The organism is Salmonella sp. 5800, from assembly GCF_046558195.1.
In the GTDB taxonomy this organism is placed as follows: domain Bacteria; phylum Pseudomonadota; class Gammaproteobacteria; order Enterobacterales; family Enterobacteriaceae; genus Salmonella; species Salmonella enterica.
In genome coordinates this window covers 1-23,541 of record NZ_JBGDOX010000007.1, presented here as the reverse complement: position 1 = coordinate 23,541, position 23,541 = coordinate 1, and the positions used below count along the sequence as shown (strand labels likewise).

Below are 23,541 nucleotides of genomic sequence, written 5' to 3'. Positions count from 1 at the left end.
GGCAAATATATCGTAATCAGACCGTGCGATAACTCAAAGGAGTTGAAATGAAAAGAACAGTCGTTGCCAGTATGATAGGGTTGGCGCTATGCGCTGGAAGCGTATTATCAACCGCGCAAGCGGCAACCGCAAAGCGCCCTAACTTAGTCATTATTCTGGCGGATGATTTAGGGTATGGCGATCTCGCCACCTACGGGCACCGCATCGTTAAAACACCTAACATAGACAAACTGGCGCAGGAGGGGGTGAAGTTTACCGACTATTATGCGCCAGCGCCTCTGTGTTCTCCTTCCCGCGCGGGCCTGTTAACCGGTCGTATGCCGTTCCGTACCGGAATCCGTTCCTGGATACCGGAAGGCAAGGATGTTGCGCTGGGGCGTAATGAACTGACTATCGCCAATCTGCTAAAACAGCAGGGCTACGATACGGCGATGATGGGGAAATTACACCTGAATGCGGGCGGCGATCGCACCGATCAGCCGCAGGCGAAAGACATGGGCTTTGACTATACGTTGGTTAATCCGGCGGGATTTGTCACCGATGCTACGCTGGACAACGCCAAGGAGCGCCCGCGCTATGGCGTGGTGCATCCTACGGGGTGGATTCGTAATGGCCAACATATTGGCCGCGCAGATAAGATGAGCGGCGAGTTTGTGAGCTCTGAAGTGGTGAACTGGCTGGATAATAAGAAAGACGATAATCCGTTCTTCTTATATGTCGCCTTTACCGAAGTCCATAGCCCGCTGGCGTCGCCGAAAAAATACCTTGATATGTATTCGCAGTACATGACCGATTACCAGAAACAGCATCCGGATCTGTTCTACGGCGACTGGGCAGACAAACCGTGGCGCGGCACCGGCGAATATTACGCCAATATCAGCTACATGGATGCGCAAGTCGGTAAAGTACTGGATAAAATTAAAGCGATGGGGGAAGAAGATAATACCATTGTCATCTTCACCAGTGATAACGGCCCGGTGACGCGTGAAGCGCGTAAAGTCTACGAGCTGAACCTCGCAGGCGAGACTGACGGTCTGCGCGGGCGTAAAGACAACCTGTGGGAAGGCGGCATTCGCGTACCGGCAATCATCAAATACGGTAAGCACATTCCACAGGGGATGGTAACGGACACGCCGGTATATGGTCTTGACTGGCTGCCGACGCTGGCCAACATGATGGACTTTAAACTCCCGACCGATCGTACCTACGACGGTCAGTCTTTAGTTCCGCTCCTGAAGGACAAGACCTTAAAACGCCAGAAACCGCTGATCTTCGGTATCGATATGCCGTTCCAGGACGATCCGACGGATGAGTGGGCGATCCGCGACGGCGACTGGAAGATGATCATCGATCGCCAGAATAAACCCAAATATCTCTATAACCTGAAAACCGATCGTTTCGAGACGCTCAATCAAATTGGTAAACAGCCGCAGATTGAGAAACAGCTTTACGGTAAGTTCCTGAAGTATAAAAAGGATATTGATAACGATTCGCTGATGAAAGCCCGTGGCGATAAGCCGACGCCTGTCACCTGGGGCTAATGGAATAATTATAAAAAATTAAGTATGCCACTTAGGGCGATGCCCACCTGATCCGGTCACTCTGTGCCGGATCAGGTTCTTTTATTTCAGGGAAGGTAATGATGTTTGGGAAAAGTTGTCAGGTCATGGTTAAACCAACCGGATCGGTGTGTAACCTTGACTGCAAATACTGTTTTTATCTGGAGAAAGAAAAGCTCTATCCGGATCGAAAAAACCATTACAAAATGTCGGAAGAGACCCTCGAACTCTTCATCAGGCAGCAGATTGCCGCACAGGATATTGATGAGGTCATTTTTGCGTGGCAGGGCGGGGAACCCACATTAATGGGTATCCCGTTTTATCGTAAAGCCGTTGAATTTCAGCAGCGCTATTGTGGCGGCAAAACCATCGTCAATACCTTCCAGACTAACGGCATCCTGATCAACGACGACTGGGCGACCTTCTTCCGGGAGCATGACTTTCTGGTTGGAGTCTCTATTGATGGCGATGCCGCGTTACACGATGAATGGCGAGTGACGCGCTCCGGAAAGCCGACGCATGAAAAAGTAGAAAATGCGGTGCGTTGTCTGGCGCAGCACGACGTGGAATTTAATACCCTCACGGTAGTTAACCGTACCAATATGCATCATCCTGTTCAGGTCTATCGCTACCTGAAAAGCATTGGTAGTCGCTATATGCAATTTATCCCTTTAGTTGAACGCTGTGGGGAAAATGGGCTGGCGCAGCCGCAGGATAAACACATCGCGATGACGCCGTGGTCGGTCGATAGCCTGCAATTTGGTCAGTTTCTGAATGCGGTATTTGATATCTGGATCCGTGAGGATATCGGCGATATCGGCATCCAGCTATTTGAACAGACGCTGGCGGCCTGGTGCGGCCTGCCGCCGCAGGTTTGCGTTTTTGCTCCCACCTGCGGCAGCGCGTTTGCGATGGAAATGAACGGCGATGTTTATAATTGCGATCACTTCGTATATCCGCAATTTAAACTGGGGAATATCCACCAGAAGACGCTGCGTCAAATGAATCAGGGCGAACAAAATCGCCAGTTCGGCAGCGATAAACAGCGTTCAATGGCGCAGGAGTGCCATCGCTGTCAATGGAAGTTCGCCTGCTATGGCGGCTGTCCGAAACATCGTTTTTTACCCTCTGTGTCAGGCGCAACCAATCATAACTATCTGTGTGCAGGTTATCAGGCTTTTTTCTCGCATACCGCGACGGCGATGAGTGCCATGCGAACCCTGTATGAAAAAGGCATCTCACCTGCAGAAATAAAGTCAATATTTGTTTGAAGGTAGTATTCGCAGGGAGTGAATATGTTTTCTCACATTAATGTCGATGCTTGCAAAACGCCCGGCTGCAAAAATCTGGGGATTCTGGAGAGTCCAGACTATCTACCGCAAGGGAAAAATGTTCTCTGTCGAGCGTGCGGTTTTTTGTTCCCCATTATCTCAGCCAGATCGCTTAATCTTTTTCGCCAGGCGGCGAATCAATCCTGGAAAGGTCTGGTGAAGTCCTGTCCGCATTGTGGCGGGACGTCGCTGAAAAAATATGGTTTTTCCACTAAAGGTGAACGGCGTATGTATTGCCGCCAGTGTAATAAAACGTTCATCTCCTATACCGCTATCAGGGGCGACGCCAGACAAGAGAACCTTGCCACGTTGATTGGCGAAGGAGCGTCGCTAGTTGAAATACGGGCGGCGCTGGTGATAGACAGCACGGGTTTTAGCCGCGAATTACAAAAACTGTCCCGTCGTGCTAATCAAGCGGAACGCGATTTTGTGTTTCCCGCGTTTGACATCGCTATGAGCACGCGGGCGTTTCGCGTGAAATTTAACGGCGGCGACAGCAGCTTATACGTGTTGGTGACGGCGGAAGAAGAGAGCGGTAAGGTCGTCGCGATCTCAACGAATTACTCCGCACAACCGGTGGAGGCGGATTATCAGTATCATTCTGATTACGAAGAACGGCTCCCATCCGGCACGCTGGCGCATCTGGTGCAGCGAAAAGAGGCGCTGACCATGCGCCGCAATGTATTATTTGATGTAGATTACGGCCCCGCCATTTTATATAAAAACGATCCGGGGATGTTAGTAAAACCCGTATTACCTGCTTATCGACATTTTGAGTTGGTTCAGGCGTTGACGGATGAGCGCTCCCTGAATGTCCAGCATTATCTCGATCACGAATGCTTCATTCTGGGCGGCTGTATGATGGCGAATTTTAGCTATCTTCGTCAGGGTCGCTGCCATATTTCGTTTGTGCGTGAAAGAGGCGTTACGCCGCCCAAGCGCGATCTCCCTCCGCGGTTGTTTTTGAGCGGCGGAATTCGCAACAACGTCTGGCGTACATTTTCCACACGGGATTATGCGATGGCAGTATGCAATCTCACAGGAAATAAAAAGGTGAGTTTGTTACGCCATGCGACGTTAAATAGCGCGACGGCGTTTATTCGCTATGTTCACAACCATCCCTTCCTGCCGCATCTTAACCGGATGTCTCCTGGCAATGTTGTTGCCGTACTGGATTACCTAAAATTTGAATATAACGCTTCACGTAACTGAATTGCTAAAATAAAAAGTGTGATGAGGTGTTGTTGCGGTATTTTATTCGGACGGCTTAAAAATCCAGAGTATTAATTTTCGTGGTCCCCATGAGGGGCGATGAGATTAATACACTGGAGATTTATCATGAATACGTTAACTGCAACGTCTGTTGTCCTTCCTGCGCCGCGTCCGGCGATTAATCAGGGTATCGATATCAATAATGAAATGGTGCTTAACCATACTGCTATTTATGAAAATTGCCTTACGCAGGTCACGCAAGAGAATACGGTAGAAAATGCGCTCATGTTGTTAGACCCTTACGGCACGGCGCCTTTAAGCGCTTATGCCGGGGTCTGGAGTCTGGAATCAGCTGAGATCATGGTCACGGTCCAGGATGCGGCAAAAACGGCGATGCCGATAGAACATCTTTACACCCTTACGCCAGGCGCAAATCTGTTGCCGGTTCTGGGGCTGGTAGCGGAGACTGAAAACCATATTGTCTTTTCTCAGGCAGATGCGCCACTTGCTGTCTATACACTCACCACACAGCCGTTACCGCCGGTAGATTCCGCGGAAGTCGTATTAGGTTTTCCGATTATCAACGTGACGCAACCTGCTACCGATGCGGACAAGATGGCGCCAGGGTTTTATTTTATTACGCATTTCGATCGCTATAATTACGCATTAGATCAGAATGGTCTGGTGCGCTGGTACGTTACTCAGGATTATCCGTCTTATAATTTTGTTCGAATTGATAATGGCCATTTCCTCACCACTTCAGAAGCGAAAAATACCTATCTGGATATGTATGAGTTCGACATGATGGGGCGTCTTCACACATTCTATAATCTCGATAATCAATTTCACCATTCTATCTGGCCGTGGGACAGCAATACCATTGTTGCGCCCTCTGAATATACCTCGGGTCGGCCCGACGATTTGAAAACCAATGAAGACGGCGTATCGGTTGTCGATCTGACTACCGGGCTGGAGACCGCTTACTACGATATGGCGAAGGTGTTGGATACGACGCGGGTTTCCCGTCCTTCAGGTACGGCGCCGGGAGAAGACCCGACGGTTAAAGACTGGCTGCATATAAACCAGAGCTACGTGAATGAGACGAATAAGTTGTTAATTGCGTCCGGGCGTCATCAGAGCGCGGTGTTTGGCGTCGATCTGCAAACGCAAGCGTTACGCTTTATTTTGTCAACGCATGAAGACTGGGACGACGCTTATCAGCCTTATCTTTTAACCCCGGTCGACAGTGAAGGTGTGGCGCTTTACGACTTTAGCAAACAGGAGGATATCGACGCGGCTGACCGTGACTTTTGGACGTGGGGCCAGCATAACGTCGTTGAAATCGCCAATAATACGCCGGGTATAGTGGAGTTTATGGTATTTGATAACGGTAATTACCGTTCACGTGATGACAGCAAAAGCCTGTTACCGCCGGATAACTACAGTCGCATTGTCCATTTCGTGGTGAATATGAATGAGATGACCGTTATGCGGCCATTTGAATACGGCAAGGAGCTGGGCGCGCGTGGCTACAGTAGCTGCGTTAGCGCGAAAGCGATCCAACAAAATGGCAATATTGTGGTGCATTTTGCCGACTGCACGTTTGATGAAAATGGCCGCGCCATCTCTTGCCAGCCTGGCGAGAGCGATATTATCGATCCGCAGGCGGGCAGCGAGGCGATGGGGCTGCTAATTTTACAGGAGATTGCGCCTACGGAGAAAACCGTGCTTTTTGAAGCGACCATGACGTCAGGTTACTACAAAAACGCGGAAACGAACGGGGAAGGCTATCGCTACGATATTACCAGTTTCCGGGTGTATAAAATGGATCTGTACGCGTAGCGGTCTATCATCAATGACTGACTGCACTAAAAAAGTCCGGCGTAAGTCGGACTTCATTTCGTAAAAAACGAGCTATTCATCATATATAATCTAATTTTAACGATGAGTCAGGCGAGGTAAGATAGTAGATTCGAAGAATTCACCTGATTGAGAGAATAAAAAGTGAAACATCTGCACCGATTTTTTAGCAGCGATGCCTCTGGGGGCATCATTCTCATCATCGCCGCTGCGCTGGCTATGCTGATGGCCAATATGGGCGCGACCAGTGGATGGTATCATGATTTTCTGGAGACGCCGGTTCAGCTACGGGTTGGGGCGCTTGAAATCAACAAAAACATGCTGTTGTGGATCAACGATGCGCTGATGGCCGTGTTTTTCCTGTTGATTGGCCTGGAAGTTAAGCGCGAACTGATGCAAGGCTCGTTAGCCAGTCTGCGCCAGGCCGCTTTTCCGGTGATTGCCGCCATCGGCGGGATGATTGTACCGGCATTGCTCTATCTGGCCTTTAACTACTCCGATCCGGTCACTCGCGAGGGCTGGGCTATTCCTGCCGCGACGGATATCGCCTTTGCGCTGGGCGTGCTGGCGCTGTTGGGCAGCCGGGTTCCGCTGGCGCTGAAAATTTTCCTGATGGCGCTGGCGATCATCGATGATCTCGGCGCCATCGTTATTATCGCACTGTTTTATACCAGCGATCTTTCTATCGTCTCGCTGGGCGTGGCGGCGTTCGCGATTGCCGTGCTGGCGCTGCTGAACCTGTGCGGCGTCAGACGGACTGGGGTATATATTCTGGTCGGGGCAGTGCTGTGGACGGCGGTACTGAAGTCCGGCGTTCACGCGACGCTGGCAGGCGTCATTGTCGGCTTCTTTATTCCGCTGAAAGAAAAACACGGTCGCTCGCCGGCGAAGCGTCTGGAGCATGTTCTGCATCCGTGGGTCGCGTACCTGATCCTGCCGCTCTTCGCTTTTGCGAATGCCGGCGTTTCTCTTCAGGGCGTCACGATTGACGGTCTGACCTCCATGCTGCCGCTGGGAATTATTGCCGGTCTGCTGATTGGTAAGCCGCTGGGGATTAGCCTGTTTTGCTGGCTGGCGCTGCGTTTCAAGCTGGCGCATCTGCCGCAGGGGACCACTTATCAGCAAATCATGGCGGTCGGCATTTTGTGTGGCATTGGCTTTACGATGTCCATCTTTATCGCCAGCCTGGCATTTGGCAATGTCGATCCGGAACTTATTAACTGGGCGAAATTGGGCATTTTGATTGGTTCATTGCTCTCCGCAGTGGTCGGGTATAGCTGGTTGCGCGCGCGTTTGAACGCGCCGGCATAACCAGTACGAAGGAAAGGGGGAGCGATGAATCGCTCCCTTGCGACATTGAACAGGGAGAGGAATGAGCATGTCTCATATTAACTACAACCATCTTTATTACTTCTGGCATGTCTATAAAGAAGGTTCTGTCGTGGGTGCCGCAGAGGCGCTTTTTCTGACGCCGCAAACCATTACGGGTCAAATTAAAGCCCTGGAAGAGCGTTTACAGGGGAAGCTATTTAAACGTAAGGGACGCGGTCTTGAGCCCAGCGAACTGGGCGAGCTGGTTTTTCGCTATGCGGACAAAATGTTTACGCTAAGCCAGGAGATGCTGGATATCGTCAATTACCGCAAAGAATCAAACCTGTTGTTTGATGTCGGCGTCGCCGATGCTTTATCCAAGCGTCTGGTCAGCAGCGTTCTGGATGCGGCGGTGGTGGTGGACGAACCCATACATCTGCGTTGCTTCGAGTCCACGCACGAAATGTTGCTCGAACAGCTCAGCCAGCACAAGCTGGATATGATTATCTCCGACTGCCCGATAGATTCCACGCAGCAGGAGGGGCTATTCTCAGTCAAAATCGGCGAATGCAGCGTCAGTTTCTGGTGCACGAATCCGCTTCCTGAAAAAGCGTTCCCTGCCTGCCTGGAAGAGCGACGGTTGCTGGTGCCGGGACGTCGCTCAATGCTGGGGCGTAAGTTGTTGAACTGGTTTAATTCGCAGGGGTTGCAGGTTGAGATCCTCGGTGAATTTGATGACGCGGCCTTAATGAAGGCGTTTGGCGCGACGCACGATGCGATTTTTGTGGCGCCGAGCCTTTATTCACTGGATTTTTATGCCGATGAGTCGGTAATAGAGATTGGGCGCGTGGAGAATGTCATGGAAGAATATCATGCGATTTTTGCCGAGAGAATGATCCAGCATCCGGCGGTGCAGCGTATTTGCAATGCGGACTACTCGGCATTGTTTAAACTACAGTAGACATACCTACCGTAATACTTCCGGCTGCGGAACTAGCCCGCAGCCGGAATCATTCTACAAGTTCAGCAGGCTACGGTACTGTCCACCTTCGCGGATAAACACCGGAATTCTGTTCAGTGGCGTAGCGTACTGCAGCGTCTGCCCTCCTGAATAGCTTTCACCGGTCGCAAGATCCGTCCATGTTTCCCCTTCCGGTAGCCAGACATCACGTTCGTGCATACCTTCATGCATGACGGGGGCGATCAGCAGGTCAGGACCAAAACAATACTGGTCGGTGATTGCCCAACTTGTTTCCTGTTCGGGGAATTCAAAGAACAGGGGGCGCATCACTGGCGTATTGTACTTATGGGTTTCCTCCATCAGCGCTTTGATATAGGGCTTGAGTTTTTCTCGCAACGCCAGGCAACCTGTCAGTACGTCGCATACTTCCTCACCGTAGCTCCAGACCTCGTTCGGCGCACCTGTAGGGCACTGGGCGATACCATCCCGGTACGGTTGTGCGGGTAAAATCTGCGGATCGCGGTTGCCGTGCAGACGCATCACCGGGCTAAAGACGCCCCACTGAAACCAGCGAATCAGCAATTCATGGAATTTCGGGTCGTGAATATTACCGCCATGGAAACCGCCGATATCCGTCGTCCACCACGGTATCCCCGCGATTCCCATATTAAGTCCGGCGGCAAACTGGTTGCGCAGCGATCTAAACGAGGAGTGAATATCACCTGACCAGACCAGTGCGCCGTACTTCTGACTGCCGGCCCAGGCGCAGCGTAGCAGGTTGATAACCTGGTCTTCGCCATCGGCTTTCATGCCGTCAAAAAAGGTTTTAGCGTACATACGTGGGTAGATATTGCCCACTTCCAGTACCGGCCCGGCATGGTAGCGATAGTTGTCGTAGTCGTAAACGCTGAACTCAGGTTCGGCTTCATCTAACCAGAATAACTTCACGCCTTTATCGTAATAGTTGCGTTTGGCTTTGCCCCAGACGTAGTCGCGCGCACCCGGATGAGTCGCATCAAAGAAAGTGGTGTTGCCGAGGAAATCCATATTGATCGGCAAGCCACGTTCCGTTTGTACCAGCCAGCCGTTTTCGCGCATCTCCCGATAGCTTTCGGTACGGTTATCCACCGTCGGCCAGACGGAGACCATCAGCTCAATTCCCAGCGATTTCAGCTCGGCAATCATGGCATCAGGATCGGGCCAGTCGCGCGCATCGAACATCCAGTCACCCTGATTCGGCCAGTGAAAGAAGTCGATAACGATCACTGAGATAGGCAGATTGCGACGCTTATATTCGCGGGCGACCTCCAGCAGCTCTTCCTGTGTACGATAACGGAGTTTGCACTGCCAGAAGCCCATGGCGTAGTCCGGCATCATCGGCGGCGTGCCGGTAGCCAGCGCGTAAGCCCGGCTAATTTCTGCCGGGGTATCGCCAGCCGTGATCCAGTAGTCTAACTGTTCGCTGACCTGCGCTTCCCATTCGGTAACGTTTTGGGCAAAGGTTACGCGTCCGACTGCCGGGTTGTTCCATAAAAATCCGTAGCCCAGACTGGAGAGCATAAACGGTACTGAGGCCTGGGAGTTACGTTGCGCCAGCTCAAGCACGCATCCTTTGAGATCCAGGTTGGCCTGTTGATACTGCCCCATACCATAAATTTTTTCCCCTTCGGTGGCTTCGAAGCGGGCTTTCAGTGAATATTTCCCACCCTGAATAGGGCGGAACTCGCGTCCCTCAAGGTTGAGTGCGCTGACGTACTGGCCGTGAGATGATTCATCCTCGCCAATTTCGCCCCGCAGGCGCCAGAACTCCTGCAACAGGGGTTTGTGTGGATGGCGGTAAAAGGTAACTTGTCCTTTTTGATTGACGATAGCGATAATTTTGCCGTTGGTCAGCGTTGCCTGGTGGTGCTCATAATCAATGTGGCACTGACTTTCTGCGACTGGCTCAGTCAATGCCCAGTCTTCATTTCTCATTACCGGCAGATGACGGCCGCTGCGTACGCGCAGGCTGTTCTCGCCCCAGGGTTCAATCCATAAATAGCGATCGTTTTGCTGCCAGACCAGACGACGCGGGTCTTGTTGCATAAATGGCATGGTGGTGCCTCCCATATTCGAGGGTGAAGGTAAAGAACGTTATGAGTTGATGGTTTCCAGATCGTGGCGAATCTTCTCTTCCATCGCTTCGTATTTGCGAAAGAAAAGTAGTGGGATCGCTGCGAGCGCGAAGAGTAGGGCGGGTGCCCAGATAAAGGCCCAGATAATTCCCTCCAGACCCGCAGCACTCTGAGCATGGTTGGGGACATAGCCAAAACTGTTCATGATCCAGGCGGCGAAAGCGGTGCCGAGGCCACTACCCATCTTGATGCAGAAGGTACTGCCGAAGGCGATAAGAATGCCGGTAGCCTTAATACCGGTCTTCCAGGCGCCGAAATCAACGGCGAAGCCCAGCATGGCAAACGGCATTGAGCAGGCGATACCGCTGCCGATATTGCCGAGTATCCAGGCGGCGATGAGGAAAGTAATGTTGTCCGCTGCCAGCCACATCATGACGCCGCCAAACGTGGCGACCAGCAGACCGCCTACCCATATCCAGGTTTTAGCCAGGTATTTGCTAAAGAAGGGGATAGCGATGATAAACAGGATCTGAATCGTCGCCAGGCTGTTAATCAGCGGTACCAGATCTTTACGGTCGAGGTTGTAGGTCAGATAATAGACAATGGTCGTGTTGCGCTGCTGTAGGGCAATCCAGAAGATCAGATTAGCCAGCACCATCAGGATCCACGGCCAGTTACCTTTCATCGCCGCGAAACTTTTTTTCATCGGCAACTTAGGTTCATGCTGTATTTTATCCGTATCCATTTCTCGAATGTTTTTAAACGCAAAGAGCGTTAGCGCGCAGGATATAATGGCAAACGTAATTGCCGTATAAATAAAACCAGCGTGATCATCACCGTTACCTAAAAAAGCGACTAACGGCAAGGCGGTCGCGTTCATTAATAAAACCCCAATTTGCCCACCGGTCATTCGCCAGGAATTTAAAACCAGTCTTTCCTTGGGAGATAAGGTCATCAGGGGTAATATTGCACTGAGTGGTGTATTAAGTCCGGTAAATAGAATGCTGGCAATCATATAAGATATTGCTGCATAGATGGCTTTTCCTGTCATACTGATATCAGGAGACCAAAATGACAGCGCGCTGAATACCGCAAAAGGCAGCGGTAACCATAAAAACCAGGGACGACATTTACCGTAGCGTGAACGCGTTTTATCGATGATGATCCCCCATATGGGGGCATCTATGCCATCGATAATACGCGCCAGCAGCAGGATAACGCCTGCTACGGCAAGGCTAATGCCCGCAACGTCTGTGTAGAAATATAAAATGTACGTTGAACCGAAGCAGTACAGCAGATTACCCGCCACATCCAAAGAGCCGTAGCTAATACGCTGTAGTAAAGACAATGATGCTGACCCGGAAGGCTGGGTATCCTCAATGACAGAACTCATAATGATAACTCCGATATTGGTACGATACGCCCAGAAAAACAACCTCTACTTTCTAAGCAAGTTTTAAATATTATTTTTATGTCGTTTCTGAATTTAACCTCAGATTAAAATGAGTGAGTAAGGTGTACATGAAAAGTAGTTAACCCGACGGCATCAATCAATTATCAAATCTTACATCAGGATTGCGTTTATTAGTTTTTGAATGAGCGATGTTTTTATTTGCTAAGATGGTCACAATTTTTTCAGTAATGAAATAAAAAAAGGAAAACAGTGAAAGAAAATAACTTTCAAGTATTATGTGACTAAGGGAGGGATAGCTGAAAAAATAGGCTGATTAGTAAGAGCGTGAACGAGTGAGATCAGCGCCAGCGGTTGACGAGCAAAACGGCAGATAGCAGGCATAAAAAAACCCGCTTTACGCGGGTTTTTTTACAAAGCTGATAACAAGCAGGCGATTAAGCCAGTTTGTTGATCTGTGCAGTCAGGTTAGCTTTATGACGTGCAGCTTTGTTTTTGTGGATCAGACCTTTAGCAGCCTGACGGTCCACGATCGGTTGCATTTCGTTAAATGCTTTCAGTGCAGCAGCTTTGTCGCCAGCTTCGATAGCTGCGTATACTTTCTTGATGAAAGTACGCATCATAGAGCGACGGCTTGCGTTGTGCTTACGAGCCTTTTCAGACTGAACGGCGCGCTTCTTAGCTGATTTGATATTAGCCAAGGTCCAACTCCCAAATGTGTTCTATATGGACAATTCAAAGGCCGAGGAATATGCCCTTTTAGCCTTCTTTTGTCAATGGATTTGTGCAAATAAGCGCCGTTTAAATTGCAGCACTCGTTGCGTAGTGATGGCGCAGGATTCTACCAGCTTGCGTGCTGTGAATACAGCCTTTCCATGAGAAAAATTGCATTAAGCGGCGGGTTTTGGGGCGGAGTTTGCCGCATGGCGATGAAAAGCATCTTCTTTATGTTTCCTCAGGGCAATAGTCGGTTAACCTTGACCGCTGTACAAGGTATACTCTTGCGATTTTCACTGTTTTGAGTCAGACATGAAGCTGATACGCGGCATACATAATCTCAGTCAGGCCCCGCATGGGTGTGTGCTGACCATTGGTAATTTCGACGGCGTACATCGGGGGCATCGCGCTCTACTGCAGGGTTTGCAGGAAGAAGGACGCAGACGCGGTCTGCCGGTGGTGGTCATGATTTTCGAACCGCAGCCGCTGGAGCTGTTCGCGACGGATAAAGCGCCCGCCCGCCTGACGCGCCTGCGTGAAAAACTGCATTACCTTGCGCAGTGCGGCGTGGACTATGTGCTGTGCGTGAAATTCGATCGCCGCTTTGCCGCTTTGACGGCGCAAACGTTTATCAGCGAACTGCTGGTGGAGCGACTTGGCGTGCAATTTCTTGCCGTCGGCGATGATTTCCGCTTTGGTGCTAGCCGCGCGGGCGATTTCTTGTTATTACAGAAGGCGGGGGCGGAGTATGGTTTTGCGGTTTCCAGCACCCAAACCTTTTGTGAAGGCGGCGTGCGTATCAGTAGTACCGCAGTGAGACAGGCGCTGGCGGAAGATAACCTGGCGCTTGCCGAAAGCCTGCTGGGACATCCCTTTACTATTTCCGGGCGTGTCGTTCATGGCGACGAGCTGGGACGTACCATTGGCTTCCCGACGGCGAACTTACCGCTGCGCCGTCAGGTCTCCCCGGTAAAAGGGGTCTATGCGGTGGAAGTCACCGGGCTTGGCGATAAGCCGTTACCCGGCGTAGCGAACATTGGCACTCGTCCAACGGTGGCTGGCGTGCGTCAACAACTGGAAGTGCATCTGCTGGACGTTGTAATGGACCTCTACGGTCGCCATATAGATGTAATACTGCGTAAAAAGATACGTAATGAGCAGCGATTTGCGTCGCTTGATGAGCTAAAAGCGCAAATCGCACGCGATGAGTTAACGGCCCGCAAGTTTTTTGGGCTAGCCGGGCAGGTGTAATCCTGACGGTGTTTATCAAACCGAAATACGGAACCGAGAATCTGATGAGTGACTATAAATCGACCCTGAATTTGCCGGAAACAGGGTTCCCGATGCGCGGCGACCTCGCCAAGCGTGAACCGGGAATGCTGGCGCGTTGGACCGATGATGATCTGTACGGCATCATTCGTGCGGCCAAAAAAGGCAAAAAAACCTTCATTCTGCATGATGGCCCTCCATATGCGAATGGCAGCATTCATATTGGTCACTCAGTTAACAAGATTCTGAAAGACATTATCGTGAAGTCCAAAGGACTGTCGGGATTTGACTCGCCTTACGTGCCGGGCTGGGACTGTCACGGTCTGCCTATCGAGCTGAAAGTCGAGCAGGAGTTCGGTAAGCCGGGCGAGAAATTTACTGCCGCTGAATTCCGCGCCAAGTGCCGCGAATATGCCGCCACTCAGGTTGACGGCCAGCGTAAGGACTTCATTCGTCTGGGCGTGTTGGGCGACTGGTCGCATCCGTACCTGACCATGGACTTCAAAACCGAAGCCAACATCATCCGCGCGCTGGGCAGAATTATCAAAAACGGTCATCTGCACAAAGGCGCTAAGCCGGTGCACTGGTGCGTTGACTGCCGTTCCGCGCTGGCGGAAGCGGAAGTTGAATATTACGACAAAACGTCGCCGTCTATCGACGTGGCGTTCCGCGCCGTCGATCAGGATGCGGTGAAAGCGAAGTTTGGTTTGCCGGGCGTGAGCGGCCCGATCTCGTTGGTTATCTGGACCACCACGCCGTGGACACTACCGGCTAACCGCGCCATCTCCCTGGCGCCGGACTTTGATTATGCGCTGGTGCAGATTGACGGCCAGGCGGTGATTCTGGCGAAAGATCTGGTTGAAAGCGTCATGCAGCGTATTGGCGCGGCTGAATACACCATTCTCGGCACAGTTAAAGGCGCGGAGCTGGAACTGCTGCGCTTTACCCATCCGTTTATGGGCTTTGACGTGCCGGCGATCCTCGGCGATCACGTCACCCTGGACGCCGGTACCGGCGCGGTACATACCGCCCCTGGTCACGGCCCGGATGACTACGTGATCGGTCAAAAGTATGGCCTGGAAACGGCTAACCCGGTTGGGCCGGACGGCGCTTACCTGCCAGGCACATATCCAACGCTTGACGGTGTTAACGTCTTCAAAGCGAACGATATCGTTATTGAACTGCTGAAAGAAAAAGGCGCGCTACTGCATGTCGAAAAAATGCAGCACAGCTATCCGTGCTGTTGGCGTCACAAAACGCCGATCATTTTCCGCGCGACCCCGCAGTGGTTCGTCAGCATGGATAAAGAAGGGCTTCGTCAACAGTCCCTGAAAGAGATCAAAGGCGTTCAGTGGATCCCGGACTGGGGTCAGGCGCGTATTGAATCAATGGTCGCTAACCGTCCTGACTGGTGTATCTCACGTCAGCGTACCTGGGGCGTACCGATGTCGCTGTTCGTGCATAAAGAAACGCAGGAGCTACTGCCGATTGAGCGTACTCTGGCGGCGATGGAAGAGGTGGCGAAACGCGTCGAAGTTGACGGTATCCAGGCATGGTGGGATCTCGACCCGAAAGAGATCCTCGGCGAAGATGCTGATCAATACGAGAAAGTTCCGGATACGTTGGACGTTTGGTTTGATTCCGGTTCCACCAGTTACTCCGTGGTTGACGCACGTCCGGAATTCGCCGGTCACGCTGCCGATATGTATCTGGAAGGCTCTGACCAGCATCGCGGCTGGTTTATGTCCTCCCTGATGATTAGCGTGGCGATGAAAGGCAAAGCGCCATACCGCCAGGTACTGACTCACGGTTTCACCGTCGATGGTCAGGGGCGCAAGATGTCCAAGTCCATCGGTAACACCGTATCGCCGCAGGATGTGATGAATAAACTGGGCGCGGATATCCTGCGTCTGTGGGTGGCGTCTACTGACTATACCGGCGAAATGGCGGTCTCTGACGAGATCCTCAAACGCGCCGCCGACAGCTATCGTCGTATCCGTAATACCGCGCGCTTCCTGCTGGCGAACCTCAATGGCTTCAATCCGGCTACCGATATGGTCAAACCGGAAGAGATGGTGGTGCTGGACAGGTGGGCGGTGGGCTGCGCGAAAACGGCGCAGCAAGAGATTCTGAAGGCATACGAAGCTTACGACTTCCATGAAGTGGTACAGCGCCTGATGCGCTTCTGCTCCGTTGAAATGGGCTCGTTCTACCTCGACATCATCAAAGACCGCCAGTACACCGCGAAGGCCGATAGCGTCGCGCGTCGTAGCTGCCAGACTGCGCTGTATCATATCGCAGAGGCGCTGGTTCGCTGGATGGCGCCGATCATGTCCTTCACGGCTGATGAAATCTGGGGCTACCTGCCGGGCGAGCGTGAAAAATATGTCTTCACCGGCGAATGGTACGACGGGTTGTTTGGCCTGGAAGAGAATGAAGAATTTAATGACGCATTCTGGGACGATGTCCGCTATATCAAGGACCAGGTCAACAAAGAGCTGGAAAATCAGAAAGCCAATGGCATCAAATCGAACCTGGAAGCAAAAGTGACGCTGAAATATGCTGACGATGCTAACGGTACGATTAAGAAGCTGAAACTGTTGGGTGAAGAGGTCAGATTTATCTTCATTACTTCCCAGTTCGTGATTTCTGAGCAAGCGGGGGGTATTGATGATGAAAATATTCAGTACAATGCTGGTAATACGACAGTTCAGGCAGTGGTAACGCGTGCCGAGGGTGATAAGTGTCCGCGCTGCTGGCACTACACTACTGATGTCGGCAAGGTGGCGGAACATGCAGATATCTGCGGACGCTGTGTCAGCAACATCGCCGGTAATGGCGAACAACGTAAATTTGCCTGATGAGTAAACCACTCTGTTCAACAGGACTACGCTGGCTATGGCTGGTAGTAGTCGTGCTGATTATCGATTTGGGCAGCAAATACCTGATCCTCCAGAATTTCGCTCTGGGGGATACGGTAGGGCTGTTCCCGTCGCTTAATCTGCATTATGCGCGTAACTACGGCGCGGCTTTTAGCTTCCTGGCGGATAGCGGCGGCTGGCAGCGCTGGTTCTTTGCCGGGATTGCGATAGGGATCTGCGTAATTCTTTTGGTGATGATGTATCGCTCGAAAGCGACGCAGAAGCTGAATAACATCGCTTATGCGTTAATCATCGGCGGCGCGCTGGGGAATTTGTTCGATCGTCTGTGGCACGGCTTCGTTGTCGATATGATCGATTTTTACGTCGGCGACTGGCATTTCGCGACGTTCAACCTTGCCGATAGCGCGATCTGTATCGGCGCGGCGCTGATAGTACTGGAAGGCTTTTTGCCGAAGCCGACAGCGAAAGAACAGGCATAAGCGTAAATACCGGGTGGCGCTTATCCGGTTTTGTAGGCCTGATAAGCGCAGCGCCATCAGGCAAACGTGGTGCCGGATGGCGGTGAAAACGCCTTATCCGGCCTACGGTTTTATCGTTCTTTGTGCCTCCGGGCAAAACACGTGAGCAATTTGCATGTCTAAATCCGTACAGAGCAACAGCGCGATCCTCGTTCACTTCACCCTGAAACTGGATGATGGCTCAACGGCGGAATCTACCCGCAATAACGGCAAGCCAGCCCTGTTCCGTCTTGGCGATACCTCGCTTTCCGAAGGTCTGGAGCAGCAGCTTCTGGGGTTGAAAGAAGGGGAAAAGAAAGCGTTTTCGCTGGAGCCTGACGCCGCGTTTGGCGTCCCCAGTCCGGACTTGATCCAGTATTTCTCGCGCCGTGAGTTTATGGCGGCGGGCGAACCGGAAGTCGGGGCGATTATGCTTTTTACCGCAATGGATGGCAGCGAAATGCCTGGCGTGATTCGCGAAATCAACGGCGACTCGATTACCGTTGATTTTAACCATCCGCTGGCCGGGCATACCGTTCACTTTGATATTGAAGTGCTGGAAATCGATCCGGCGCTGGAGGCATAAACATGCAGATCCTGTTGGCCAACCCACGCGGTTTTTGCGCCGGGGTAGACCGCGCTATCAGCATTGTTGAAAATGCGCTCGCTATTTACGGCGCGCCAATTTACGTTCGGCACGAAGTCGTGCATAACCGCTATGTAGTGGACAGCCTGCGCCAGCGCGGGGCGATCTTTATAGAGCAAATTAGCGAAGTGCCGGATGGCGCCATTCTGATCTTCTCCGCTCATGGGGTTTCCCAGGCGGTGCGTAACGAGGCGAAAAGCCGCGATCTTACCGTTTTTGACGCCACCTGCCCGCTGGTGACGAAAGTCCATATGGAAGTGGCGCGCGCCAGCCGTCGCGGTGAGGAATCTATTCTCATCGGCCACGCCGGGCACCCGGAAGTGGAAGGCACCATGGGCCAGTACAGCAACCCGGAAGGGGGGATGTATCTGGTTGAGTCGCCAGAGGACGTCTGGACGCTGAATGTCAAAAATGAAGGCAAGCTCTCCTTCATGACGCAAACCACGCTTTCCGTGGACGATACGTCCGATGTGATTGATGCGCTGCGTAAACGCTTTCCGAAAATCGTCGGCCCGCGCAAAGACGATATTTGCTATGCCACTACTAATCGTCAGGAAGCGGTGCGGGCGCTGGCGGAGCAGGCTGACGTGGTGCTGGTGGTCGGCTCGAAAAACTCTTCTAACTCTAACCGGCTGGCGGAACTGGCCCAACGGATGGGAAGAACCGCGTTTCTTATCGACGATGCGGCGGATATCCAGGAGGCGTGGGTGAAAGAAGCCGCCTGCGTCGGCGTCACCGCTGGCGCTTCCGCGCCGGATATTCTGGTGCAGAATGTTATTGCGCGTCTGCGCGAGTTTGGCGGCGGCGAAGCTGTCACGCTTGAGGGGCGCGAAGAAAATATTGTTTTCGAAGTGCCGAAAGAGCTGCGTGTGGATGTTCGTGAGGTCGAATAAGATTTCATAATTCAGAAATCTGCCTGATGACGCTACGCTGACCAGATCTTAAGAATTTCTTTTGATATTCAATGTGCGACAGGAAAAATAAGGCGTAGTTGTCATCCGTTGCTAATGCCCCACCTTTTTGCTATTCATCTGAAAAACCAGCACAATCGTTGCTGGTTTTTGGGTTGTAATGCCTACAGGGATAAGGGAAATGGGCAAAATAAAATATGGATTGGCAACGTTACTCGCCATCGGCTTTTGGATGGACGTGGCAAGCGCCACGGTGCTGGAGCTACCCGCCTGGGAGCGAAACTATACCGGGACTATCGCGGGGAAATCGGTAAACGTTAATATCACGCGATTTGGTAACTCTCTTAATGGGTATTACTGCTATGAACCTTGCAATCAGCACAAGGCAGTGATTGTTCTACGCGGCTCGCTCCAGGATAAAGAGGTACATCTTGAAGAACGCGTAAAGGCGCTTTCGGGTTACTGGAATGCGGAAATCTCCAGCAGTGAGATTAAAGGCGAATGGACGTCCGCAGATAAAAAACGACATTTTCCTGTTGCTCTTATCTACCTCAAACCTAAAAACTCCCTTGATATTGTGCTGGTCACGAACACGAATGATGCAGGGGGTTACGACCCTTCCAAAGAGATTGATTGCGGCAATACGCCGGCCATTTCGGCGATAAAATTATACCGTGATGGTAAACTCATACAGACCTTAGATACCGCCTCGGTGGGCACTTGTAGCCCGTTTATGCCTCAATGGGGGGATGTCAATTTTGATGGCTACCCGGATCTGTCGATTGTAACAGAGTTACTTGCTGGGCCGGATGCTCCAGTACAAACATGGCTCTATGACCCCGCCAAACAGCGTTATGTTGATGCGCCAGCGTCTTATCAGGAAATCACTTCACCAGAGATCGATGCTGAACATAAACAGATTGTCAGCTATTGGCGCGGCGGTTGCTGCAGCCATGGCGTCAATGTGTATCGCTGGAAAGGAAAAACGATTGAACTGATCGATCGCGGTGAAAGCTACTTTCAGCCTGTGATAAGCAAAGGCAAAATGTATAACTGCTACGTGATACCTTCCTACGCTGATGGGCGTATTATTTATCCGCTCGTACGTAAAAATGGTCATTTGGCGCCGCCTTTTAGCCTTGATGAGACGTGTCAACCTTTTCGGCTAACCGATAATATTCGTACCGTGATTCAGGCAGAAAAACCCGGCGCTGAGCGCGAATCGCTTGATATTCAGTGGCAGGAAAACAAAGTATCGCCAGGGCGTTTTTGCCCATTAGTTCCGTTTGTCGAAGGTAATAAGCTAAGTCCGCGTCTGGTGACGGATGACGATGTGCCTGATACCTGTATCAGTCGCGCTGAGTATGAAGATATAAAACAATAGGTCAGGAGAGCATTAATGACAGCATCCCTACACATTATTCTTGATACCGATCCGGGCATTGATGACGCGGCTGCGATTGCCGCTGCGCTGTTTGCCCCCGAGCTTGATCTGCAACTGATAACCACCGTCGCAGGCAATGTTTCCGTTGAAAAAACGACCCGTAATGCGTTGCAGCTTCTGCATTTCTGGGACGCCGATGTGCCACTTGCACAAGGGGCTGCGACGCCGCTGCTGCGTCCGTTACGCGATGCGGCATACGTCCACGGCGAATCCGGTATGGAAGGCTATGATTTTGTCGACCATCAGCGCCAACCGCTGGCGAAGCCTGCGTTTATCGCTATCCGGGATGTGTTGATGAACGCCCCGGAGCCCATGACATTAGTGGCGATTGGGCCATTGACCAATATTGCGTTGCTACTGATGCACTATCCGGAGTGTGCGTGTAACATTCGCCGTCTGGTGTTGATGGGCGGTTCCGCAGGGCGCGGCAATTTTACGCCTAATGCTGAATTTAACATTGCTGTCGATCCGGAGGCCGCGGCGCTGGTGTTCCGCAGCGGTCTGGAGATTGTGATGTGTGGGCTGGACGTCACCAATCAGGCAATGCTCTCGCCAGATTTTCTGAGTAAACTGCCCGCGCTGAATCGCACCGGTAAGATGTTGCACAGCCTGTTCAACCATTATCGCAGCGGTAGTATGCGCACTGGCGTCCGGATGCACGATCTCTGCGCGATCGCCTGGCTGGTGCGTCCGGAGCTTTTTACCCTGCAATCCTGTTTTGTGGCCGTAGAAACGCAGGGGCAATATACCGCCGGTACCACGGTGGTAGATATTGAAGGGCGTCTGGGGCAGCCCGCCAACGCGCAGGTGGCGCTGGCGCTGGATGTGGACGGTTTTCGTCAGTGGGTGGCTGAGGTGTTTGCCTATGCGCCGTAATTACATGTTGGCGCCATAATCTCATACTTTGCCGCGATAGAGTCTCTCCGGCCTGCCCACTTTCCCGTAGCTGATCTCCGCTTCGAGAAAGTTATTTTTCACGCCTTGTTCCAGATAGCGTCGGGCAGTGGTTTTACTGCTGCCCAGAATTTGCGCCAGAGTGTCTGCTGTATGTACTGCCTGCGGGTCGGCGAATATTTGTCGTACCCGGTTGAAGGTGTTTTCATCAATTCCCCGCAGTCCGCTATTCGGTTCTGCGGTTTGTTCTTTGGCCTGGATATTAAATAAGGCATCAACGTGCGTCTGGTTTGCCTGCTCACTGGAACGTAATGAACTGCGGTAACGGGTGAACCGCTCCAGGGTATGTTGCAGGCGCTGATAATGTACCGGCTTAATCAGATAATCGAATACGCCCATGCGTAAGGCATCGCTGATGGTATCCATATGATTGTCGGCGGTAATGAAAATAATTCGCCCCGTGTAGTTGGTGCTGATGGTATGACGAATTAAATCGATCCCTTTGCCATCGGGTAAAAAATTATCCAATAGAATTAACTGTGGTTGATAGAGGCGTATTTGCTTCTTTGCACTTTCCAGTTTGTCTGCGATGCCGACGATTGAAAACTGGGGAAAAAGCTTGATGGTGTCCACCAGGATTTCCGCTAGCATCGGTTCGTCTTCAACGATGAGTGTCGTAATGCTATCCATGTTATTCTTCTCTGGTAAAAGGGATATAGAGGGTAAAAATGGTGCCAAAAGGATTATTGTTATCGACGATAATGTCGCCATTGGCCTGCTTGACGTAGCTGTGCACCAACCATAATCCAATTCCGTGATCGCCGTTGTTGTGGGTGGTCACTCCACGCTCGAAAATATGCTGGCGGATATTTTCGTCAATACCACATCCCTGATCGGCAACTTCAATAATGACTTCATTACCTTCGCTGTTGATCAGGCACTCAATCTGTCGCGAGCCTTCGCGATTGAGCAGGGTGGCGTTATAGGCGTTATCCAATAAATTGCCAACAATCGAAATCCATTCATTATGCGAGAGCGATGACGGCAGGTGTTCAACAAAGCTTGAAGGATCGAAAATCAGCTCCAGCCCCAGCTCTTTTGCCCGATAATATTTACCGATTAATAGCCCCGCAAGGTGGTGGTCACGGAAATTATGGGAAATAAAATCGAGTACTTTCTGGTGGCTTTCCGACTGCTGCTGAATCAGCGCCAGCGCATTATCGTAGCGCTTCAGGAACAGCAGTCCGGCAATGGTGGAAATAAGGTTGCGATGCTCATGCTGCACGGCGCGCAGGTTATCGGCGTATTGCCGCACCTGACTTAACTGCAGGCTGAGTGTATTGATATCGTCTTTGTTGCGAAAGCTAATAACCCAGCCCTGAGGCTGGCTGTCAATAATGACCGCCATGCGACTGGCGATGACTTTCATTTGGTTAAAGGTGACGATCTCATCTTTTTTGTTTTTTTGCGGCGCATCGTAAAAGAAGGCCTCCGGCAACACGATATGGTGGATTGCATAGCCAATGAGTTCAGACTCCGGTTGGCTCAGATTCAGTAAGCGGCGAGCCGTTTGGTTAATGGCGGTAATACGGTGATGGGAGTCAATGGCGATCAACCCTTCAAATACCGACTCAAACAACACGCTTTGCTGAATTAATAGTTGTGAAAGCTGCTGCGGCTCCATGTTAAGCATCTGCTTTTTAATATGCAGCGAGAAGCGGCGGGCGCAGTACAACAGTACCAGCAGCAGTAACGCCATCGGGAACAGCAACGAGCTGATTTGTAAGTTAAGCCAGCTCTCCAACTGTTCCAGAGTATAGCCGACGGAAACAATACCGATGACTTTACCGGTACTGTCCTGAATCGGGGATTTACCACGTAAGGAAGAGCCTAATGAACCTTTGCGCACCGATACGTAGCTTTTAGCGTTATACAGCGCGTCGTCGCTATCGCCGCCCTCCATATATTTGCCGATCTCATCCGGGTTGACGTGATACAGTCGCTGACCTTTTTCGTTGCCAACGGTAATGTAAGTCGCATCCGAAAACGAGCGCATTGGGTCAATCAGCGCTTTGATGCGTGACAAATCATGCGCCTCTACGGCTTCAACTAATTCTGGCATAGCGGATATTTGCATTGCCTGAATAAGCGCACGTTGGCCCACCTGATAATGCAGGCGCTCTTTCGTGATATCGGTCAGATACCAGGTGATTGCCAGCATCACGATGGTGGATGTAAACAGGATCAGTAGAAATATCCGGTTTTGAAACGAGCGTCTGGCAAACCAGCGTGTAATTTCCCGTATAAACATATTGGTATTTAGATATTTAATTACGGTATTTTCTTGCATTCGGCATCACCGGAACCTGAACCAGTTCATACTTACTTTTCTTTCAGAAAAAATTTGGATGAAAATGGGATACGACATGCGTATCCCATCCACTATTACATCGCCAGCACGTACTTGAGCATCACGCCCGCCGCAATGGCCGAGCCAATCACCCCGGCCACGTTCGGGCCCA

The 23,541-nt window shown here is 51.4% G+C and carries 19 protein-coding genes and 1 pseudogene; 14 read left to right on the top strand and 6 right to left on the bottom strand.

Going from position 1 to position 23,541, the window contains the following annotated elements:
• Nucleotides 1–47: 47 nt before the first annotated feature.
• The 6 genes from ACLJZ5_RS14030 to nhaR all read left to right on the top strand — a co-directional run bounded on the left by ACLJZ5_RS14030 (nt 48) and on the right by nhaR (nt 8,234).
• A complete protein-coding gene (locus ACLJZ5_RS14030; RefSeq protein ID WP_024797416.1) occupies nt 48–1,541 on the top strand; it encodes a sulfatase in 1,494 nt (497 codons plus the stop codon).
• 98 nt (nt 1,542–1,639) lie between these two features.
• On the top strand, nt 1,640–2,830 hold the full coding sequence (locus ACLJZ5_RS14025; RefSeq protein ID WP_024797417.1) for an anaerobic sulfatase maturase: 1,191 nt from the start codon (nt 1,640–1,642) through the stop codon (nt 2,828–2,830).
• A gap of 18 nt (nt 2,831–2,848) precedes the next feature.
• Complete coding sequence (locus tag ACLJZ5_RS14020) at nt 2,849–4,102, top strand: cytoplasmic protein (protein WP_077914018.1); 1,254 nt, start codon at nt 2,849–2,851, stop codon at nt 4,100–4,102.
• A gap of 126 nt (nt 4,103–4,228) precedes the next feature.
• On the top strand, nt 4,229–5,944 hold the full coding sequence (locus ACLJZ5_RS14015) for an aryl-sulfate sulfotransferase (RefSeq protein WP_024797419.1): 1,716 nt from the start codon (nt 4,229–4,231) through the stop codon (nt 5,942–5,944).
• A 162-nt stretch (nt 5,945–6,106) separates the two neighbouring features.
• Nucleotides 6,107–7,273, top strand: a complete 1,167-nt coding sequence (gene nhaA / locus ACLJZ5_RS14010; protein ID WP_000681340.1) for a Na+/H+ antiporter NhaA — start codon at nt 6,107–6,109, stop codon at nt 7,271–7,273.
• A gap of 61 nt (nt 7,274–7,334) precedes the next feature.
• A complete protein-coding gene (gene nhaR / locus ACLJZ5_RS14005) occupies nt 7,335–8,234 on the top strand; it encodes a transcriptional activator NhaR (protein WP_000062872.1) in 900 nt (299 codons plus the stop codon).
• 54 nt (nt 8,235–8,288) lie between these two features.
• Here the strand turns inward: nhaR and ACLJZ5_RS14000 are convergent, their stop codons facing one another.
• From ACLJZ5_RS14000 to rpsT, 3 genes are all read right to left on the bottom strand, one after another.
• Nucleotides 8,289–10,328: a TIM-barrel domain-containing protein gene (locus ACLJZ5_RS14000; RefSeq protein WP_024797420.1), complete on the bottom strand. Its 2,040-nt coding sequence runs from the start codon at nt 10,326–10,328 to the stop codon at nt 8,289–8,291.
• Between the two features lie 39 nt (nt 10,329–10,367).
• On the bottom strand, nt 10,368–11,741 hold the full coding sequence (locus tag ACLJZ5_RS13995; RefSeq protein ID WP_000099988.1) for an MFS transporter: 1,374 nt from the start codon (nt 11,739–11,741) through the stop codon (nt 10,368–10,370).
• Between the two features lie 455 nt (nt 11,742–12,196).
• Complete coding sequence (gene rpsT / locus ACLJZ5_RS13990) at nt 12,197–12,460, bottom strand: 30S ribosomal protein S20 (RefSeq protein WP_001518655.1); 264 nt, start codon at nt 12,458–12,460, stop codon at nt 12,197–12,199.
• Nucleotides 12,461–12,565: 105 nt separating this feature from the next.
• On the opposite strand from rpsT, the gene ACLJZ5_RS13985 reads away from it, so the two are divergent.
• From ACLJZ5_RS13985 to rihC, 8 genes are all read left to right on the top strand, one after another.
• The gene (locus tag ACLJZ5_RS13985; protein ID WP_001538903.1) at nt 12,566–12,781 is read left to right on the top strand and encodes a DUF2575 family protein; all 216 of its coding nucleotides are present in this window, start codon (nt 12,566–12,568) and stop codon (nt 12,779–12,781) included.
• 7 nt (nt 12,782–12,788) lie between these two features.
• Entirely contained in the window at nt 12,789–13,727 is a 939-nt protein-coding gene (ribF, locus tag ACLJZ5_RS13980) for a bifunctional riboflavin kinase/FAD synthetase (RefSeq protein ID WP_000767311.1), read from the top strand.
• A 44-nt stretch (nt 13,728–13,771) separates the two neighbouring features.
• The gene (gene ileS / locus ACLJZ5_RS13975; protein WP_001563101.1) at nt 13,772–16,606 is read left to right on the top strand and encodes an isoleucine--tRNA ligase; all 2,835 of its coding nucleotides are present in this window, start codon (nt 13,772–13,774) and stop codon (nt 16,604–16,606) included.
• The gene (gene lspA, locus ACLJZ5_RS13970) at nt 16,606–17,106 is read left to right on the top strand and encodes a signal peptidase II (protein ID WP_000042736.1); all 501 of its coding nucleotides are present in this window, start codon (nt 16,606–16,608) and stop codon (nt 17,104–17,106) included. The genes ileS and lspA overlap by 1 nt, the downstream gene beginning before the upstream one ends.
• Nucleotides 17,107–17,260: 154 nt before the next feature.
• A complete protein-coding gene (gene fkpB / locus ACLJZ5_RS13965; protein ID WP_000047269.1) occupies nt 17,261–17,710 on the top strand; it encodes an FKBP-type peptidyl-prolyl cis-trans isomerase in 450 nt (149 codons plus the stop codon).
• Nucleotides 17,711–17,712: 2 nt separating this feature from the next.
• Nucleotides 17,713–18,663, top strand: coding sequence for a 4-hydroxy-3-methylbut-2-enyl diphosphate reductase (ispH, locus tag ACLJZ5_RS13960; protein WP_001166428.1), 951 nt, complete (start codon nt 17,713–17,715; stop codon nt 18,661–18,663).
• A 199-nt stretch (nt 18,664–18,862) separates the two neighbouring features.
• Entirely contained in the window at nt 18,863–20,065 is a 1,203-nt protein-coding gene (locus ACLJZ5_RS13955) for an XAC2610-related protein (RefSeq protein WP_024797421.1), read from the top strand.
• Nucleotides 20,066–20,080: 15 nt separating this feature from the next.
• Entirely contained in the window at nt 20,081–21,001 is a 921-nt protein-coding gene (gene rihC / locus ACLJZ5_RS13950) for a ribonucleoside hydrolase RihC (RefSeq protein WP_023993816.1), read from the top strand.
• Nucleotides 21,002–21,022: 21 nt separating this feature from the next.
• Here the strand turns inward: rihC and ACLJZ5_RS13945 are convergent, their stop codons facing one another.
• The 3 genes and pseudogenes from ACLJZ5_RS13945 to ACLJZ5_RS13935 form a co-directional block, all read right to left on the bottom strand.
• Nucleotides 21,023–21,709 (bottom strand): response regulator, encoded by a 687-nt coding sequence (locus ACLJZ5_RS13945; protein ID WP_000377415.1) that lies wholly within the window; start codon nt 21,707–21,709, stop codon nt 21,023–21,025.
• Between the two features lies 1 nt (nt 21,710).
• Nucleotides 21,711–23,330 carry a sensor histidine kinase gene (locus tag ACLJZ5_RS13940; protein WP_031617787.1) on the bottom strand — a complete coding sequence of 540 codons (1,620 nt, stop codon included), beginning with the start codon at nt 23,328–23,330 and terminating at the stop codon, nt 21,711–21,713.
• 134 nt (nt 23,331–23,464) lie between these two features.
• A pseudogene (locus ACLJZ5_RS13935) lies at nt 23,465–23,541 on the bottom strand (oxaloacetate decarboxylase beta chain); the annotation flags it as partial.

Coding starts and splice junctions, on each gene's coding strand:
- ACLJZ5_RS14030 (WP_024797416.1), top strand. CDS start 48: ATGAAAAGAACAGTCGTTGCCAGTATGATAGGGTTGGCGCTATGCGCT.
- ACLJZ5_RS14025 (WP_024797417.1), top strand. CDS start 1,640: ATGATGTTTGGGAAAAGTTGTCAGGTCATGGTTAAACCAACCGGATCG.
- ACLJZ5_RS14015 (WP_024797419.1), top strand. CDS start 4,229: ATGAATACGTTAACTGCAACGTCTGTTGTCCTTCCTGCGCCGCGTCCG.
- nhaR (WP_000062872.1), top strand. CDS start 7,335: ATGAGCATGTCTCATATTAACTACAACCATCTTTATTACTTCTGGCAT.
- ACLJZ5_RS14000 (WP_024797420.1), bottom strand. CDS start 10,328: ATGCCATTTATGCAACAAGACCCGCGTCGTCTGGTCTGGCAGCAAAAC.
- ACLJZ5_RS13995 (WP_000099988.1), bottom strand. CDS start 11,741: ATGAGTTCTGTCATTGAGGATACCCAGCCTTCCGGGTCAGCATCATTG.
- ribF (WP_000767311.1), top strand. CDS start 12,789: ATGAAGCTGATACGCGGCATACATAATCTCAGTCAGGCCCCGCATGGG.
- ileS (WP_001563101.1), top strand. CDS start 13,772: ATGAGTGACTATAAATCGACCCTGAATTTGCCGGAAACAGGGTTCCCG.
- lspA (WP_000042736.1), top strand. CDS start 16,606: ATGAGTAAACCACTCTGTTCAACAGGACTACGCTGGCTATGGCTGGTA.
- fkpB (WP_000047269.1), top strand. CDS start 17,261: ATGTCTAAATCCGTACAGAGCAACAGCGCGATCCTCGTTCACTTCACC.
- ispH (WP_001166428.1), top strand. CDS start 17,713: ATGCAGATCCTGTTGGCCAACCCACGCGGTTTTTGCGCCGGGGTAGAC.
- ACLJZ5_RS13955 (WP_024797421.1), top strand. CDS start 18,863: ATGGGCAAAATAAAATATGGATTGGCAACGTTACTCGCCATCGGCTTT.
- rihC (WP_023993816.1), top strand. CDS start 20,081: ATGACAGCATCCCTACACATTATTCTTGATACCGATCCGGGCATTGAT.
- ACLJZ5_RS13945 (WP_000377415.1), bottom strand. CDS start 21,709: ATGGATAGCATTACGACACTCATCGTTGAAGACGAACCGATGCTAGCG.
- ACLJZ5_RS13940 (WP_031617787.1), bottom strand. CDS start 23,330: ATGTTTATACGGGAAATTACACGCTGGTTTGCCAGACGCTCGTTTCAA.